This window comes from Kurthia gibsonii (genome assembly GCF_006539985.1).
In the GTDB taxonomy this organism is placed as follows: Bacteria; Bacillota; Bacilli; order Bacillales_A; family Planococcaceae; genus Kurthia; species Kurthia gibsonii.
The window spans coordinates 74,296-92,116 of the sequence record NZ_BJOB01000009.1; the positions used below are offsets into that span (position 1 = coordinate 74,296).

A 17,821-nucleotide genomic window follows, 5' to 3' on the forward strand; every position below is an offset into this window, starting at 1 on the left:
ATGACAAAAAAGAGACCGGTTGTCATTGGAATTGCAGGAGGTTCAGGCTCTGGTAAAACGAGTGTGACACACGCAATTCATGAAGTATTTAAAAACCATAACCTTGTCGTGATTGAACAAGATTATTATTATAAAGATCAAAGTCATTTGGAGTTTGAACAACGTCTTGAAACAAACTATGACCATCCAAATGCATTCGATACCGATTTATTAATTGCAGATATTGAAAAGCTATTGAATCGTGAGCCGATTGAAAAGCCAATCTATGATTATGCTTTGCATACACGCTCAAAAGAAACAGAACATATTGAACCACAAGACGTAATTATTTTAGAAGGTATTCTTGTATTAGCAGATGAACGTTTACGTGATTTAATGGATATTAAATTATTCGTTGATACCGATTCAGATTTACGTATCATTCGTCGTATTTTACGTGACATTAATGAGCGTGGTCGTTCAATTGATTCAGTTGTTGAACAATATCTATCAGTTGTTCGTCCAATGCATAATCAATTCATCGAACCGACGAAGCGTTATGCGGATATTATTATCCCAGAAGGTGGTCAAAATGAAGTCGCAATCGATTTAATGGTTACAAAAATAAAAACAATTGTTGAATCTGACACCATTGTGTAATATCATGGTAATGATTAACAGAAGTTAATGAGAAATCACTATGTCGCGTTCGTTACGAATGGCGACATAGTATTTTTATATCGTACTTAAGGAGTGGATTGTATTGTCTAACGAAAAACAATACCCAATGACAGCAGCGGGTAAGCAAAAATTAGAAGAAGAATTAGAATACCTAATTACGACAAAACGTAAAGAGGTTGTAGAACGTATTAAAATCGCACGTGGTTTCGGTGACCTTTCTGAGAATTCGGAATACGATGCAGCAAAAGACGAGCAAGGTTTTGTAGAAGGACGTATCTCTTTATTACAAACAATGATTCGTAATGCAATGATTATCGAAGAAGGTTCAGATGCACGTGATACAGTAACAATTGGTTGCACAGTAAAATTCGTAGAACTTCCAGACGAAGATGAAGAAGAATATACAATCGTTGGTTCAGCAGAAGCAGACCCATTCGAAGGACGTATTTCAAACGATTCACCAATCGCTAAAGCTTTACTAGGTCGTAAGGTTGATGATGTAGTAAAAATCAATACACCTGGTGGCGATATGGACGTTCGTATCGTATCGATTAAATAAGAAGTAATTAAAAAAAGACTGAGACAAATTGTGTTTTATAACACATAGGTCTCAGTCTTTTTTAATAAAGAACTCTTTATCTAAAAAAACGTCTTATGAATGTAAAATATGTTATGCAATCTTTAAAATATTTCAATTTGCTAACAACGTATTCAAACAGAAAGCATATTTTCATTAAATATGCTATTATGACGGTAACTAAGAGGTGAAAGTATGGAAGAACAAAGAAGATATCGTTCAAAAAAACATATGACGAGTAAACAAAAAGGCGACCGTATTTTAAATTATTTAATCGCACTTGTTGTCAGTTTAATTATTCTAGTAGCTAGTATTATTTTTTCGGGCGGTGAAGAGCAACAAAAGGCGAAAGAGTCAGAAAAAGAAGCTGTAACAGCTCAACCTCAAAAAGAGACGCCTAAAGAGGAAGAACCTGTTAAAAAGAAAAAAACAGTTAAACCAACTGTCGTAAAAGATGTGGAAGAACTGAAAAAAAGTGATACGGTTAAAGTATCAAAATCAGATGAGACGATTGTTGATGAAGTAATTGAAGATAAGGAATGGAAGCCGTATAAAACAGCGCAACAAGATGATGGTACAACAATGCACGTATCAAGTTATAGCGCAGGTACAGTTGACTGGAATGAAAAATTACAAGCTGTTCAAAATATTACAGGTCTTAAAGAAGAAGACTGGATTCTTTGGTATGCGAAAGGTAATGGATCAGCAGATGCATCAATTATTACAGTATCTTCAAAAGACCAAACGAAAAAATATCGTGTATCTTTAAAATGGGTAGCAAAAAAAGGATGGAAACCAGAAAAAGTAGAAGTGCTAAATCAACTACAAGGTGCTTATTAATTGGCATTGACGGATTTTCAAATAGTCTGTAATGTAAGATAGAACGTATTTTTTCTATGGAAGGCGGAACAAACGATGAAAATTGCCGTAATCGGTGCAATGGAAGAAGAAGTGGAGTTACTACGTGCAGCCATTTCAAATCCAAAAACAGCAGTCATTGCAAACTCAGAATATACAGAAGGTACATACGAAGGTAAAGATGTAGTCCTTTTAAAGAGTGGTATTGGTAAAGTCAATGCAGCCATGTCTACAACAATTCTTTTACATGAGTTCAAACCAGATGTTGTCATTAACACAGGTTCAGCTGGTGGATATGATGAGAATTTAGAAGTAGGTGCAATCGTTATTTCAGATGAAGTACGCCATCACGACGTAGATGCAACAATCTTTGGTTATGAGATTGGTCAAGTACCTCAAATGCCACCTGCATTCAAATCAGATGCAAATTTAATGCAAGCAGCAGAACAAGCAGTTCAAAAGATTGGTGAACATCAAGCAGCGACGGGCTTAATTACAACAGGTGATGCATTCATGAATGATCCTGTACGTGTGGAGGTCGTTCGTAAGCAGTTTCCAACAATGAAAGCTGTTGAAATGGAAGCAGCAGCAGTTGCACAGGTATGTTATCAATTTGGTACACCATTTGTTGTGATTCGTGCATTATCTGATATCGCAGGTAAAGAATCGAATATTAGCTTTGATGAATTTTTACCAGTTGCTGCAAAGCATTCGACACAAGTTGTATTAGAAACAATTAAAAGTTTATAAAATAATGGGGTCACGTGCTGAAAAGGCGTGGCTCATTTTTTATGTGAACTTTCGTGAAACAAATTCAGTTTTCTTTCGTATAAATAATGGAAAGAAGATAAAAGGGGAATAGTATAACAAAAAAACGAAAGTCACACCTAAGAGGCATAACTTTCGCTTTATTTACACTTTCTTCAATGAGAAATTACTAATCATTAAAATCGCAAGTAATGGGAACAATACGACATAGAAAGCCGATGATAACCATGGCGAGAAGAAAAACGAGATGGTTAAGATTGCTCCGGCAGCCGTAATTGGTAGTCCAGTGAAATAACCATTTGATTCAGTAACATTGAATCGAGCAAGTCGGAATGCACCACAAGCGATATATAATACCGCGATGACCATACCTAAGTTACCATAAGCGGTCAATTCAACTTCATACATTAATACTGCAGGTGCTACACCAAACGAAATAATGTCGCTCATCGAATCGAGTTGTTTACCAAGCTCTGATTCTAGATTATATTTTCGTGCGACTTTACCATCGTATCGATCCAGCAAAGCAGCAATAAGAATAAATAAGACCGCGTAACCGTATGATTCATTGATTGTAGCCATTAGCGCTGCACCACCAAATGAGATGTTTCCAAGGGTGATGAGATTCGCTAGGTTTGCTTTCATCTTCTTTACTGTGATATCCACCATATTCAATGGACAACACTCCTTTAATTTTATTCAATATTAGACTATTATAAGTCTTTAAGATATCAACTGTAAATCATTAAAAAATCGGAGGCACAATTATGCTCAAAAAGAAACTGTACCAAACCGCGATTGAACTCACGAATAAGAAGTGGTCATCGTATCTTTTAAAAACAATGATGAACTCCAAAATTAGCAAACGATTCATCCAGTCATATATCCATATATACGATATTAATACCCAGGAGGTTTCAAAAAAAGTCGATTGTTTCCCAACTTTACAACAGTTTTTTACGAGAGAGTTAAAATCGAGTGCTCGTCCAGTTGACGGTCGTCTAGATGTGATGACAAGTCCAGCAGATTCTAAAATTGAATCATTCGGTGTCATTACACAAAATACATCCATTACTGTAAAAGGGCAGGTTTATCAATTAGATGAACTTCTCGGCAAACATGACAATGCACAGCGCTATAAAAATGGGCAATATATTGTATTCTATTTAAGCCCAGCAGATTATCACCGCGTACACAGCCCTGTAGATGGTCAAATTGAGCGCCAATACATTTTAGGGAACAATAGCTATCCTGTAAATCAAGCCGGTTTAAAATATGGTAGAAAGCCGATTTCAGGAAACTACCGTATGATCACAGAACTAAAAACAAAATATGATGATACAGTAGCGGTCATAAAAGTGGGTGCCATGTTCGTTAATACCATTCAATTAACCAATACATCTACTAGATGGGCAAAAGGCGAAGAGATTGGTTATTTTGCATTTGGCTCAACTGTTGTAATGTTATTTGAAGAAAAATCCGTTGAATTTTTACCGAATGTTCAACAAGGTGCACATATACAGGTGGGAGAAGCCTTTTGTAATATGTTATAATCTTATGAGGTAAAATGAAAAATCAATTGAAAATGGAGAGAACATCATTTGTATAAATTAATTATGCCAAAGGAATTTGTCGGTTCTGTTTTAGATTTAACACCTGAAAAGTTACAAGCTTTGGGTATTAAAGGAATCATTACAGATTTGGACAATACCTTAATTGAATGGGATCGTGCTTTAGCGACGCCTGAAGTCGAACAGTGGCTGAAAACAATGAAAGAAGCAGGAATTCGTGTCATCATTGCTTCAAATAATGCAGAAGAGCGCGTGAAAAAATTTGCAGAACCGCTTGAGTTGCCTTATATTTACCGTGCGCGTAAGCCGTTGACAGGCGCTTTTAAAGAAGCATTATCTACTTTACATTTACCCGTAAATCAAGTATTAATGCTAGGAGATCAAATGTTAACAGATATGATGGGCGCAAATCGTATGAGAATTTATACGATGCTTGTCAAACCAGTCGCGAACTCAGATGGTTTTGTGACGAAGTTTAATCGTGCGATTGAAAAAAGAGTCTATAAGTATCTAGACAAAAAAGGAATACCAACTTGGGAGGAACAATCATAATGGAAGAAAAGTTACACTGCATTGGTTGCGGTACAGAAATACAAACAGAGGATCCAAAAGCACCGGGCTATGCACCTGCATCTTCATTAGAAAAGGAAGACGTGATTTGTAAACGTTGTTTCCGTTTGAAGAATTACAACGAAATTCAACCTGTTTCTTTAACAGATGATGATTTTTTACGCATTTTAAATGGCTTAGGTACACAGAATGGTCTAATCGTAAAAATCGTTGATATTTTCGATTTTAATGGTAGTTGGTTACCAGGTTTACACCGATTCGTTGGTTCGAATCCAGTATTATTAATCGCGAATAAAGTGGATTTATTACCGAAGTCTGTGAATAAGAAAAAAGTGGTACATTGGATTAAGCAAGAAGCGAAGAAGTTAGGCTTAAAACCAGTCGATGTATTACTTGTGAGTGCACATAAAGGTCTTGGTATGGATGAAGCGATGGAAGCAATCGACACATACCGACGTGGAGAAGATGTATATGTGGTAGGTTGTACGAATGTAGGGAAGTCAACATTCATTAATCGCATTATTAAAACCGCTACAGGACATGGCGATGTGATTACAACATCACATTTCCCTGGAACGACGCTTGATATGATTGAAATTCCACTAGATGACGAAAAAGGAATCTATGACACGCCGGGAATTATTAATCATCATCAAATGGCACATCATTTAGATTCATCTGAGTTAAAATATATTATGCCAAAAAAAGAAATCAAGCCAAAAACATTCCAGTTGAATGCAGAGCAAACATTGTTTGTAGGTGCATTAGCACGCTTTGACTTTATCAAAGGAGAACGTTCAGCCTTCACAGTTTATGTAGCGAATGATTTAACAATTCACCGTACAAAATTAGAAAAGGCAGATGAATTGTATGAGAATCACAAAGGTGAATTATTAGCACCGCCAACTGCTGAATTCATCGACCAACTTCCACGTTTAGTACGTCATGAATTTTCGATTAAAGAAGGTAAAACAGATATCGTCTTTTCAGGTTTAGGTTGGATTACTGTACAAGATCCCAATGTCGTGATTGCAGCCTATGCACCAGAAGGCGTAGAAGTACAAGTTCGTCCGTCACTCATTTAGGGGGTATTTTGACATGAAAAAGTGGTACGCAGTCATTGGAGATCCAATTGGACATTCTTTATCGCCAATGATGCATAATGAATGGTTTCAACAACTCGGAATCGACGCGACTTATTTGCCGATTCATGTGAAAGAAGAAGATTTAGAAGCGGCTGTTACTTCGATGAAATTACTTGGAATTAGCGGTTTTAATGTGACCATTCCACATAAAGAAAAAATCCGACCATTTTTAGATGCTTTAGATGAAACAGCTGAAAAAATGGGCGCAGTCAATACGGTTGTTCGCTTAGAAGATGGACGTTTAAAGGGCTACAACACAGATGGTTTAGGATTTGTTCGTTCGTTAGAAGAAGTCATTGGCGATGCGAAAAGACATGAAAAGGTATTGTTGATTGGTGCTGGTGGTGCAGCGAGAGGAATTGCGTTTGCACTTGAGTCAATAGGCTATACAGATGTAACGATTTGTAATCGTACAGTTGAAAAAGCACAGCAAATTTGCGCTGAATTAACAATTCCAGCACAAGCGATTTCGTTAAATACAGCAAGTGAACAATTGGATGAGTATGCGATTCTGATTCAAACAACACCTGCTGGTATGAAAAATAGTCAGGTGACGATACCTTTCTCACTTGAAAAATTAAAATCATCAGCAATTGTTGCAGATATTGTGTATAATCCATTAATGACGCCTTTATTACAGGCAGCACAAGACAAGGGTGCAACGATTGTATCGGGCTTAGGTATGTTCATTCATCAAGGTGCCCTTGCCTTTGAATATTGGACGAAACAAAGTCCCGACCCAACAGCTGTGAAAGAGCAGTTGTTGATACATTTAGGAGGAAATTAATTATTATGTTAACAGGTAAACAAAAACGTTTTTTACGTGCAGAGGCACATCATTTAGACCCGATTTTCCAAGTAGGTAAAGGTGGCGTAAATGAAGCAATGCTCGTGCAAATTACACAAGCTTTACGCGTACGTGAGTTAATTAAAGTGCGTATTTTAGATAACTGTGAATTCGATAAGCGCGATGTAGCGGCTGAATTAGCAGAAGGAACAGATGCAGAATTAGTTCAATTAATCGGTTTAACGGTCGTGCTTTATAAAGAGGCACCAAAGCGCGAAAACCGTCGTATTGAATTACCAAAAGCAAAGTAGGGTGAAGATGATGAAGAAAATAGGAATTATGGGAGGCACGTTTAATCCACCACATGTTGGACATTTATTGATGGCAAATGAGGTATTGCAAGCACTTGACTTAGACGAAGTACGTTTTATGCCAAATGCGATTCCGCCGCATAAAGAAGAACCGAATGGTGCGACAGGCGAACAACGTTTACACATGACAGCCCTTGCCATTGAAGATCATGCCAAGTTTAAACTTGAACCGTATGAAATTCAACAAGGCGGTACGTCGTATAGCTTTGAGACGTTGCAAGTTTTAAAAGAACGCGAGCCAGATTGTGATTTCTATTTTATCATCGGAGGCGATATGGTCGATTCGCTTCATACATGGTATCGCATTGAGGATTTACTTAAACTCGTTCATTTTGTAGGTGTTGATCGCCCAGGAACAGAGGGTAAAAGTGAATTACCAGTCATACATGTAGCAGCGCCAATTATCGATGTATCGTCTACTCTTTTACGTAAACGTCTAAAAAATAATCAGTCCGTTCGTTATCTGTTACCACAGAAAGTCGAACACTATATACGAGAGGAAGGGTTATATGGAACGACAACAGCTACTAGCAGCCATTAAAGACCGTATGCCTGAAAAACGTTATATTCATACGATTGGTGTGGCTGATACGGCGATGAAACTCGCAGCACGTTTTGGTGAAGATGTAAAGAAGGCAGAGATTGCGGGTATTCTACATGATGTATGTAAGTATGCCGATCGCGATTGGATGAAACAGGTGATTGAAGAACAGCAAATGGATCCTACATTGTTAGCGTATCATCATGAATTATGGCATGGACCTGTTGGAGCCTACGTGGCAAAAACAGAATTTCATATTGAAGATGAAGATGTGTTGCATGCGATTCGCTATCATACGACAGGACGAGCAGGTTCAAGTAACTTGGAGCGCATTATTTATATTGCGGATTTAATTGAGCCGAATCGTAAATTCCCTGGAGTTGATGAACTGCGTGAAGCAGCAGAAGTAGAGAATCTACATGATTTATCACTGCGCTCTGTTCGCCACTCTATCGCCTTTTTAATGAAGCAACAACAAGCAGTATTCCCAGATTCTTTTAAATTTTATAATGACTTATTGTTATAGGAAAGAGGTTACGAGTTAATGGAACATGAATTATTAAATCTTGTTTTTAAAGCAGCAGATGATAAACGAGCAGAAGATTTGGTCGTATTAAATATGCAAGGAATCTCATTACTAGCAGATTATTTTGTAATTTGCCATGCAAATTCAGACCGTCAAGTACAAGCAATCGCACGTGAAATTCAAGAAAAAGCCCATGAGGCAAACTACACAGTAAAACGTGTAGAGGGCTTTGACGCAGCACGTTGGATATTAATTGACCTAGGCGATGTAGTTGCACACGTATTCCACCGCGATGAGCGTAGTTATTATAACTTAGAACGTCTATGGGGTGATGCACCAGAGCTATATGTAGAAGATGACACACATGAATAGTTACGGACGTTTTGCAGAAGTTTATGATCAATTAATGGAAGATATTCCATACGATCAATATGTTGAATGGATTACAAAACATGCACCTGCAACAACGCATTCTAAATTATTAGATGTAGGATGTGGAACGGGTGTCATGTTATCCATGCTTTTAAAATCAGGATATGAGGCAGCTGGTCTTGATTTATCAGAAGAGATGTTAATGATGGCTAATACACGTCTACAAACACAAGGTCAACAAGCATTACTCGTCTGCCAATCGATGGACGAGTTAGATGGCTTTGTGGATTTAGATGTTGTCTGTATTCCGATTGATTCCATCAACTATTTACAACAATGGTCGCAAGTAAAAGAGACGCTAAAACGCATTTACGAATCACTTCGTAAGGGTGGTCAACTCTTTTTCGATGTGCATTCACTTTATAAAATGGATACGATTTTTATGGATGGACCTTTTACATATGATGATGGAGAAGTCACATATATTTGGCATACGGAAGCTCTTGATACACCGCACACTGTCGAACATGATATGACATTCTTTGTTGAAGTAGAAGAAGATCTTTTTGAGCGCTTTGATGAACAACATATTCAACGTTCGTTTGCGGTAGATGATTATGTTCAACTGTTGCGAGAGATTGGTTTTACAAACATTCATGTAACTGCTGATTTTAATGAACAAGCGCCAACAGCAGAATCAGAACGTATTTTTTTCCATGCAGTAAAATAAAGACTTCCTATTTTGGGATAAATAAGATAAGATGGCATTAGCTCATGTGAACTTCCTCGAATGAAAGGAAGTCAAGTAATGCCATCTTTTTTTATACAATATAAAAAACATCTTGGCATACTCCTTCTGGTGATTGGTGCAATCAGTCTTTATCTTTGGACGAAAAAAGAACCATCACTACAAGCGACACAAGAGCCAACCTCACTTATTCAACCTGTGGAAGCACCCCCAACTTCTACTGAAACCCCCAACAAGCAAACAAATAGTACACAACTTACGTCAACAGCGATTATTGTCGATGTAAAAGGTGCTGTTAAAAAACCAGGTATTTATCAGTTAGATGCGGAAGCACGCGTTATGGACGCGATTCGTGAAGCAGGAGGCTATAATCAGTCTGCAAATCCGAAAGCAATTAATCTTGCAGAGAAGTTGAAAGACGAAATGGTTGTCTATGTACCGAAAAAAGGTGAAAAGACGGACCATAATTCTGTGAGCACACCGTCCTCTGCATCAACTGCACAAGGAAATACAAGTAGCTCGACAGAACAAACAGTACTTGTAAATTTAAATACAGCAGATGAAACACAACTACAAACTTTAACAGGTATTGGTCCAGCGAAAGCAAAAGCCATTATTGCATACCGCACAGAAAGCGGTCTATTTCAAACCATTGATGACTTAAAAAAAGTAACGGGTTTTGGTGAAAAAACATTCGAAAAGTTAAAATCATCGATTACTGTACAATAATATTTACTATGGGCAACAACTGATACATCATGTAGAATAAAAGTAAACACGCTGTGCGTAAAAGTAAAGAATCGAGGGATTTCACATGGAGCGAATAACTTGGAATCAATTTTTCATGGCACAAAGCCATTTACTAGCATTAAGAAGTACATGTACCCGTCTATCTGTAGGTGCGACAATTGTTCGTGATAAACGAATTATCGCAGGTGGTTATAATGGCTCGATCTCAGGAGATGATCATTGTATTGATAAAGGTTGTTATATTATTGACAATCATTGTGTCCGTACAGTACACGCTGAAACGAATGCATTATTACAATGTGCGAAATATGGTACACCAACAAAAGATGCGGATTTATATGTAACGCATTTCCCATGTTTACCATGTACAAAGTCAATTATTCAAGCGGGCATTAAAAATTTATACTATGCAACAGATTATAAAAATAATCCATATGCGATTGAACTTTTTGAACAGGCGGGCGTTAATATTGTCCACGTACCGTTTGAAGAACAAAAAATTGATTTTTTACGTGATGAAAAATTAAAACTCAATTTAGAGATGTTAGCAGAGCTTCGTGCTCGTGGCGTTGAACTAGAACAGTTGGCTCCATTTGAACAAAGGGTGGAACAATTATTTGGATTAAGCGTAGCCTCAATGAAGTAATCTATATTGCCTTGTCAGTCCTCCTTGCCATTCTTTCTGCAAATGAGACGACAGGGCTTTTATTTTTATATATTCCGTTTTTTATATGGTTAATTTTTAGAAAGACAGCCTGGTCGACTATCGTACTTGCAATCATCGCGAGTCTGTTCTTCTTCGTGTACACAACAGAAAAGCTAGACGTTCCGAAAGAACTACCACAGCAGATGATTTTAACATGGACATCAACTGTGAAAGTGAATGGTGGTCGCGTGAGAGGATTAATGGAAGATGTGAATGGACAAAAAATTTATGTTGTTTATACCATTCAACATGAAGAAGAAAAGAAAATGCTCGAACAGCAAACATTAGCGAAACAAACGTTTCGTGTAGAAGGTGAATTAAAGCCTGTAACAAAGCCGCATCACGCATATGCATTTGATTTTCAAGATTATTTAAAAAGTCATCATGCTATCGGTATTTATGAAGTTACGAAGTGGCAACCATTAAAAGTAAATGTATCATTCACTGCTTTTTTATGGCAACAACGTGCAAAACTCGAACAACATATTGATAAAACTTTCCCACAAGCGCTTCAAGCAGAAGCAAAGGCCTTATTAATTGGGCAACAAGATGATGTGGAAGCTGTCGATACAAGAGCTTATCAGAAGCTTGGCATTACACATCTTTTCGCTATATCTGGTTTGCATGTCGCATTGATGAGTCTATTATTTCAACAAGTATTACTGAGAGCTGGGGTGCGAAAAGAGCAGGTCTTTTATACATTGTGGATTGCACTCCCAGCCTACGCTATTTTAGCAGGTGGGGCACCTTCTGTTTGGCGTTCAGTCATCATGGTACTCATCTTATATGGCGCGCTTCTCTTTAATCACCGTCTAAAAGTAGAAAGTGCGCTCGGACTTTGTTTTCTTCTTTTCGTTCTAATTGAACCAAATATCATCTATCAAGTAGGCTTTCAACTTTCCTTTTTAGCGACGAGCGCCATTGTCTTATCTTCCGAATGTTTAGCCCGTTGCAAAAATTGGCTGACACAGTCACTGTGGATTACGATTAGTTGTCAGTTACTCGTTCTACCATTACTTCTCTATCACTTTTATGAAGTATCGACTGCTAGTATTGTTATGAATTTAATCTTCGTACCTCTTTTTTCATTTGTTATTCTACCAGCGAATTTGGTGCTATTATGTAGTAGTTTTTTACCACCTTTCGTCTCACAACTTTTATTTAGTCTCTATGAACCATTTCGCGTATTTGTTCAAGATTTTATTTACCTCTGTCAGAATATTCCATATCAAATGTGGAATCCCGGAAAACCGGCAGTTTGGATGCTTTGTGTATTATTGATTATAATTCTTTTCTTTTTTTACACGATGGAACAAAAGCGTTATCTTCTTGTGAGTATAGGTATCTTTTTTTCATTTACTTTTTATATAACAGAACAACCAAAACATCATGAAGATGTACGTGTTACATTTTTAAGTGTAGATCAAGGTGATTGTACCATTATTGAGTTACCAAATCGGCGTGGTGTTTATATGATTGATAGTGGTGGATTGCTGCGATTTGGCGGTACAACATGGAAACAGTCCGATAAAGTATATGAAATTGGAAGGCAAATTATCGTCCCTTATTTAAAAGGACGGGGGATTCAGAAGATTGACCGCCTTATTTTGACACATGCAGATGCGGATCATGTGGAAGGCGCAGAGGAAGTTATGCAAGAAGTAAAGGTGAAAGAAATTCATATCACACCGAATTCAGCTCAAAAAGCTATTATGCAAGATGTCTTACATGAAGCAGAAAAACAACATATTCCCATTCAGGAACAAATGGCAGGAGCAGCGTGGCAACAAGGTGCTTTTCGCATAGATTATGTTATGCCCTACGATACAGTTTATGAAGGAAATAATGACTCGATTGTCATCGTACTTACGTATGAAGGTAAAAAGATTATCATCCCAGGTGATTTAGAGGCAGAAGGAGAAGCAGAGTTAGTTGAGAAGAATCCAGAAGTTTTGAAAGGTACGACGATTTTAAAAGCAGGTCATCATGGTTCAAAAACATCAACATCTGATTTATTTTTGCAAGCTGTGAAGCCACAGCTCGTCATCTATTCAAGTGGACGGAATAATCGTTATAACCATCCTGCAAAAGAAGTGGTGGAGCGTGTACAACAAGCACATATTGAAGCGCTTAATACAGCAGAGATAGGAACGATTGAAGTACGTATGACGAAGACAACAATTGATGTACAACCATGAAAACGCCATACAACCTTTCACGAAAAAATGCTATACTGAGAAAGATGTGAAAGGTAGGCGGGATATATGTTCCAACAACTATGGAAAGAAATGAATCAAGGGAAAATCGATCCTGTTTATGTACTTTCAGGAACCGAAACATATTTTATTGATGAAACGATTCGTCGTATGAAACAGGCACTTGAACAAGCAGGTGAAATCGAAACGACGATTTTTGATTTAGAAGAAGTACCTGTCCAACATGTTATGGAGGAAGCCGATGCAATTCCTTTTTTCTCAGAAAAGAAGTTAATTATCGCAAAAAATGCATCCTTTTTAAAAGCAACAGACAATTCAAAAGAAAAAATGGCACATGATTTAAAAGCACTGGAGTTATGGCTACGTCACCCATCTGATTTCTCTATTACACTCTTTATTGCGCCATATGAAAAGTTAGATGAGCGTAAAAAAGTGACAAAGCAGATGAAGGAATTAGCACATGTTGTTCATGCGGAAGCACCAAGAGAACGCGATTTAGCTGTTTGGATTCAAAATGAAGTATCCTCACGTCAAAAACAAATCGACGAACGAGCAATACAGAAGTTAATTGAACTCGTAGGGCTAGATATGTTGCATTTGCAAATGGAAGTGGATAAATTATGTCACTACATTGGCGAAGAAGGAATGATTCAATTAGAAGATGTAGAGGAACTCGTTGCGAAAACATTAGAACAAGATGCTTTTAAATTGTTAAATGCTTATATTGCAGGTGATGTTTCTACTGCAGTCTCTATTTATCATGATTTAATTCGCCAAAAACAAGAGCCGATTGCGCTCGTTGCATTGCTTGCTTCACAAGTACGCATAATGTCAAATGTATATTATTTACTTTCTAAAGGCTACCATGCACAACAGATTGCTAAGAGGTTAAAAGTGAATCCATACCGCGTAAAACGTATTATAGAAGATCGTTGTGGTGTGAAAGATACACATCTGTTAAAAGCGTTATATGGGCTAAGTGAGGTAGATCTTCAATTAAAATCAATGAGTGGTAGACGCGAACGTTACTTAGAACTGTTTTTAATGAAACCATTATCTCATTAGTCAAAAAGAGAAATTACTATTCTTAGTGATTTCTTTTTTTTGTATAAAATGGAATTTTTTATTAAAAGAGGGTATAAGTGAACAGATATATAAGGAGGTAAAAGATGAGTAAAGGATGGTGTATAATATGGATTGTTTTAGTTGTAGTGGTGGTCGGTTTATGGATTACGAATTATTATATGAGTAATCCGCTTGCAAAGCATCGTGCAGCAATCGAGTTAGAAACATACTTAAATGAAAATTATCCGAACCAAACATTCGATGTAAAGAATGGAAAGTATGAAGAAAAACGTGATGTATATGCGTTTACTGTAAAAAATCGTGATGATATGGAACAAAGTTATACATTTCAAAATCAAAACGGACGTGGATATGAAGTATTGAATGATACATTAAAAGAATAGAGTTATAATCTGCAACAAAGTAAAGAAGTGTCTGTTCAAATGAGTAATCAATTGCAACAAGTACTTACGAGCAATGTTCCGAATGTCAAACATGTTTTAGCTACTATTCGTACAAAACAAGAAACGATTCAATTGAGTTCGAAAGAAGACATAGAAGAACCAGTTATTATTGCAATTGATGTTGATATGACAGGGATGTCTCGGGAAGATTTATATCAGATTGCACGTGAAGTATATGATGAACTAGCACGTGAGAAAGTTCATTATCAAAAAGCTACTGTAGTAGGATATGAATTGAAAGGTGAAGCGAATCAAAAACAATGGCAATATGTTTATCGTATTCAATTCTCTGAAAATCGAGCACCTGTAAAAAATGAAATTACGCGTACAATTTAAATTAAAAAAGGGCTGATGCGATAAGCATCAGCCCTTTAAATTCTACACAAGGTAGAATTAAGCTTTTTTCATTAAACGAGCTTTCGTACGAGAAGCAGCGTTTTTGTGGATTAAGCCTTTAGAAGCAGCTTTGTCTAGAGATTTAACTGCAGCTGATAATAATTCAGCAGCGTTTTCTTCTTTAGCGATTAAAGCAGCATCAGCTTTTCTCACAGCTGTACGCATTGCAGATTTGATTGCGATGTTACGAGCTTTAGCTTTTTCAGTCGTTTTAACACGTTTGATTGCAGATTTAATATTTGGCATGAAATTCACCTCCTATAAAGATTCGAGATGAGTAAATTCTCAACTGTGTCTGTATCTAATACAACAAGCATCATTATAGCAAACAAATACTCCTGAAATCAAGAGAGAAATGGAAAGAATATTTACTTGACAAGCTTTTTTTTACGAATTTTCTACATAAATTTAGAAAAAGAAGACGAACTAACTATTATTTTGAAATAACTTAGAAGTAAAAAACTTTATTTTCATAGTAGTTCACGAACTTCCATTGCCAATATAGCCTTTTGACTGATATAATTCAAATAGTTTAAATAGGAGTGGAATGCATGAATCGAGAAGAATTATTAAAAAGACAAGAACATATTCGAAATTTCTCTATTATTGCGCATATTGACCACGGTAAATCTACATTAGCTGACCGAATTTTAGAACAGACGCAAGCATTAACTGCGCGTGAAATGAAAAATCAGTTATTGGACTCAATGGATTTAGAACGTGAGCGCGGTATTACGATTAAATTGAATGCAGTACAATTAAATTATGTAGCAAAAGATGGCGAACAGTACACATTCCATCTAATTGATACACCTGGACACGTCGACTTCACATACGAAGTATCACGTAGTCTAGCAGCTTGTGAAGGCGCCATCTTAGTCGTGGACGCAGCACAGGGAATCGAGGCGCAAACATTAGCTAATGTTTATTTAGCGCTAGATAATGATTTAGAAATTTTACCTGTTATTAATAAGATTGATTTACCTTCTGCCGATCCAGAACGTGTACGTGGTGAAATTGAAGATGTAATTGGATTAGATGCTTCAGAGGCTGTTTTAGCTTCTGCAAAAGCAGGTATCGGAATTGAAGAAATTTTAGAACAAATCGTTGAGAAAGTACCAGCGCCACAAGGTGATCCAGAAGCACCACTACAAGCGCTAATTTTTGACTCTGTATATGATTCGTATCGTGGTGTTATTATCTCGATTCGTATTTCAGAAGGTACTGTAAAACCTGGTGATAAAATTCGTATGATGGCAACAAATGCTGAATTCGAAGTAATCGAAGTAGGTGTTCATACACCACATATGACGCCGCGTGATTTCTTAACAGTTGGTGATGTAGGCTATTTAACAGCTTCTATTAAAAATGTAGGAGATACACGTGTCGGTGATACGGTTACATCAGTTAAAAACCCTGCGTCAGCACCATTAGAAGGTTATCGTAAATTGAACCCGATGGTATATTGTGGTCTATACCCAATTGATACAGCGAAATATGTTGATTTACGTGAAGCACTTGAAAAATTAGAGCTAAATGACTCAGCACTACAATACGAGCCTGAAACATCGCAAGCACTTGGCTTTGGTTTCCGTTGTGGTTTCTTAGGATTACTACACATGGAGATTATCCAAGAACGTATTGAACGTGAATTCAATATCGACTTAATTACAACAGCACCATCTGTAATTTATCATGTAAAGATGACAGATGGTACCGAAGTACAAGTAGCGAATCCATCTGAAATGCCAGATCCACAAAAAATCATGTCAATTGAAGAGCCGTATGTAAAAGCAAGTATTATGGTTCCGAATGACTATGTAGGTGCAGTAATGGAGATTTGCCAACGTAAACGTGGGAACTTCTTAACAATGGATTATATTGATACAACGCGTGTAAATATTCTGTATGAACTACCATTATCTGAAATTGTTTATGACTTCTTCGATCAATTGAAGTCATCAACAAAAGGTTATGCGTCATTCGACTATGAATTGATTGGTTACAACCCATCAAAACTAGTGAAGATGGATATCTTACTAAATTCAGAACAAGTCGATGCACTAAGTTTCATCGTGCATAAAGACTTTGCTTACGATCGCGGTAAAGTCATCGTAGAAAAATTAAAAGAATTAATTCCACGTCAACAATTTGAAGTACCTGTTCAAGCGGCAGTAGGACAAAAAATTGTGGCACGTTCAACAATCAAAGCAATGCGTAAAAACGTATTAGCAAAATGTTACGGTGGAGATATCTCACGTAAACGTAAACTTCTTGAAAAACAAAAAGAAGGTAAAAAACGTATGAAACAAGTTGGATCGGTAGAAGTTCCACAAGAAGCATTCATGGCTGTCTTGAAAATGGACGACGACCAACCGAAGAAATAAACTAAAATAGCGAACATCATTTTATATGAAATGATGTTCGCTATTTTTTAAAAAAAGAAGGAAGGTGAAGAGCTAATGAATAAAAATAAGTATCCGAAATGCCATATTTATTCCCAAAATAGTTGGCGTGATGAAGCGTATATTATAGGGAACCGACAAGGATTAGAAAAGTTGAGAGATGCACTTACGCTAACATTAGAGAAGGGGAATACTAAAAATGATTTTTGGCCGAAAGATTTAGAAGGATATGACATATTAATTGCTTGTGTGGAAGACGCGGAAATGAATGATTTGGAATTACCTTATAGTTCAGAGTTCTATGAACGCTTAGACGATGAAAAAG

General features: G+C 36.9%; 23 protein-coding genes. 21 read left to right on the forward strand and 2 right to left on the reverse strand.

Going from position 1 to position 17,821, the window contains the following annotated elements:
• The 4 genes from udk to mtnN all read left to right on the forward strand — a co-directional run bounded on the left by udk (position 1) and on the right by mtnN (position 2,845).
• On the forward strand, positions 1–639 hold the full coding sequence (udk, locus tag KGI01_RS04675) for a uridine kinase (RefSeq protein WP_068452504.1): 639 nt from the start codon (positions 1–3) through the stop codon (positions 637–639).
• Between the two features lie 103 nt (positions 640–742).
• Complete coding sequence (greA, locus tag KGI01_RS04680) at positions 743–1,219, forward strand: transcription elongation factor GreA (RefSeq protein ID WP_068452507.1); 477 nt, start codon at positions 743–745, stop codon at positions 1,217–1,219.
• A 213-nt stretch (positions 1,220–1,432) separates the two neighbouring features.
• Positions 1,433–2,077: a YrrS family protein gene (locus tag KGI01_RS04685; RefSeq protein WP_141273702.1), complete on the forward strand. Its 645-nt coding sequence runs from the start codon at positions 1,433–1,435 to the stop codon at positions 2,075–2,077.
• A 75-nt stretch (positions 2,078–2,152) separates the two neighbouring features.
• On the forward strand, positions 2,153–2,845 hold the full coding sequence (mtnN, locus tag KGI01_RS04690; protein ID WP_141273704.1) for a 5'-methylthioadenosine/S-adenosylhomocysteine nucleosidase: 693 nt from the start codon (positions 2,153–2,155) through the stop codon (positions 2,843–2,845).
• Positions 2,846–3,007: 162 nt separating this feature from the next.
• Here the strand turns inward: mtnN and pssA are convergent, their stop codons facing one another.
• Positions 3,008–3,532, reverse strand: a complete 525-nt coding sequence (gene pssA / locus KGI01_RS04695; RefSeq protein WP_255314737.1) for a CDP-diacylglycerol--serine O-phosphatidyltransferase — start codon at positions 3,530–3,532, stop codon at positions 3,008–3,010.
• A gap of 98 nt (positions 3,533–3,630) precedes the next feature.
• Between pssA and KGI01_RS04700 the strand changes: the two genes are divergently transcribed.
• The 15 genes from KGI01_RS04700 (at position 3,631) to KGI01_RS04770 (ending at position 15,031) form a co-directional block, all read left to right on the forward strand.
• On the forward strand, positions 3,631–4,416 hold the full coding sequence (locus tag KGI01_RS04700; RefSeq protein ID WP_141273706.1) for a phosphatidylserine decarboxylase: 786 nt from the start codon (positions 3,631–3,633) through the stop codon (positions 4,414–4,416).
• Positions 4,417–4,464: 48 nt separating this feature from the next.
• The gene (locus KGI01_RS04705) at positions 4,465–4,986 is read left to right on the forward strand and encodes a YqeG family HAD IIIA-type phosphatase (protein ID WP_141273708.1); all 522 of its coding nucleotides are present in this window, start codon (positions 4,465–4,467) and stop codon (positions 4,984–4,986) included.
• Complete coding sequence (yqeH, locus tag KGI01_RS04710; protein ID WP_068452519.1) at positions 4,986–6,089, forward strand: ribosome biogenesis GTPase YqeH; 1,104 nt, start codon at positions 4,986–4,988, stop codon at positions 6,087–6,089. The genes KGI01_RS04705 and yqeH overlap by 1 nt, the downstream gene beginning before the upstream one ends.
• 13 nt (positions 6,090–6,102) lie before the next feature.
• On the forward strand, positions 6,103–6,936 hold the full coding sequence (gene aroE, locus KGI01_RS04715) for a shikimate dehydrogenase (RefSeq protein ID WP_141273711.1): 834 nt from the start codon (positions 6,103–6,105) through the stop codon (positions 6,934–6,936).
• Positions 6,937–6,941: 5 nt separating this feature from the next.
• Entirely contained in the window at positions 6,942–7,247 is a 306-nt protein-coding gene (yhbY, locus tag KGI01_RS04720; protein ID WP_068452524.1) for a ribosome assembly RNA-binding protein YhbY, read from the forward strand.
• 10 nt (positions 7,248–7,257) lie between these two features.
• Positions 7,258–7,848, forward strand: coding sequence for a nicotinate-nucleotide adenylyltransferase (locus tag KGI01_RS04725; RefSeq protein ID WP_141273734.1), 591 nt, complete (start codon positions 7,258–7,260; stop codon positions 7,846–7,848).
• A complete protein-coding gene (gene yqeK / locus KGI01_RS04730; RefSeq protein WP_141273713.1) occupies positions 7,817–8,374 on the forward strand; it encodes a bis(5'-nucleosyl)-tetraphosphatase (symmetrical) YqeK in 558 nt (185 codons plus the stop codon). The genes KGI01_RS04725 and yqeK overlap by 32 nt, the downstream gene beginning before the upstream one ends.
• An 18-nt stretch (positions 8,375–8,392) precedes the next feature.
• Positions 8,393–8,746 (forward strand): ribosome silencing factor, encoded by a 354-nt coding sequence (rsfS, locus tag KGI01_RS04735; RefSeq protein WP_141273715.1) that lies wholly within the window; start codon positions 8,393–8,395, stop codon positions 8,744–8,746.
• Positions 8,739–9,476, forward strand: coding sequence for a class I SAM-dependent DNA methyltransferase (locus KGI01_RS04740; RefSeq protein WP_141273717.1), 738 nt, complete (start codon positions 8,739–8,741; stop codon positions 9,474–9,476). Before rsfS ends, KGI01_RS04740 begins: the two co-directional genes overlap by 8 nt.
• Positions 9,477–9,554: 78 nt before the next feature.
• A complete protein-coding gene (locus tag KGI01_RS04745) occupies positions 9,555–10,223 on the forward strand; it encodes a helix-hairpin-helix domain-containing protein (protein WP_255314736.1) in 669 nt (222 codons plus the stop codon).
• 85 nt (positions 10,224–10,308) lie between these two features.
• Positions 10,309–10,890 carry a ComE operon protein 2 gene (locus tag KGI01_RS04750; protein ID WP_141273719.1) on the forward strand — a complete coding sequence of 194 codons (582 nt, stop codon included), beginning with the start codon at positions 10,309–10,311 and terminating at the stop codon, positions 10,888–10,890.
• An 11-nt stretch (positions 10,891–10,901) separates the two neighbouring features.
• Complete coding sequence (locus KGI01_RS04755) at positions 10,902–13,148, forward strand: DNA internalization-related competence protein ComEC/Rec2 (RefSeq protein ID WP_141273721.1); 2,247 nt, start codon at positions 10,902–10,904, stop codon at positions 13,146–13,148.
• Positions 13,149–13,214: 66 nt separating this feature from the next.
• On the forward strand, positions 13,215–14,231 hold the full coding sequence (gene holA / locus KGI01_RS04760) for a DNA polymerase III subunit delta (RefSeq protein WP_141273723.1): 1,017 nt from the start codon (positions 13,215–13,217) through the stop codon (positions 14,229–14,231).
• Between the two features lie 104 nt (positions 14,232–14,335).
• Complete coding sequence (locus tag KGI01_RS04765) at positions 14,336–14,635, forward strand: YfjL-like protein (protein ID WP_141273725.1); 300 nt, start codon at positions 14,336–14,338, stop codon at positions 14,633–14,635.
• Between the two features lie 39 nt (positions 14,636–14,674).
• Positions 14,675–15,031, forward strand: coding sequence for a hypothetical protein (locus tag KGI01_RS04770; protein ID WP_141273727.1), 357 nt, complete (start codon positions 14,675–14,677; stop codon positions 15,029–15,031).
• Between the two features lie 57 nt (positions 15,032–15,088).
• On the opposite strand, the gene rpsT is transcribed toward KGI01_RS04770, so the two are convergent.
• A complete protein-coding gene (gene rpsT / locus KGI01_RS04775; protein WP_068452547.1) occupies positions 15,089–15,337 on the reverse strand; it encodes a 30S ribosomal protein S20 in 249 nt (82 codons plus the stop codon).
• Positions 15,338–15,642: 305 nt separating this feature from the next.
• Here rpsT and lepA point away from each other — a divergent pair, with 305 nt between their 5' ends.
• Both lepA and KGI01_RS04785 read left to right on the forward strand, forming a co-directional pair.
• Positions 15,643–17,478, forward strand: a complete 1,836-nt coding sequence (gene lepA / locus KGI01_RS04780) for a translation elongation factor 4 (protein WP_068452550.1) — start codon at positions 15,643–15,645, stop codon at positions 17,476–17,478.
• Positions 17,479–17,553: 75 nt separating this feature from the next.
• Positions 17,554–17,821, forward strand: a 268-nt coding sequence (locus tag KGI01_RS04785) for a hypothetical protein (protein WP_141273729.1), incomplete at its 3' end; no start/stop codon positions are given.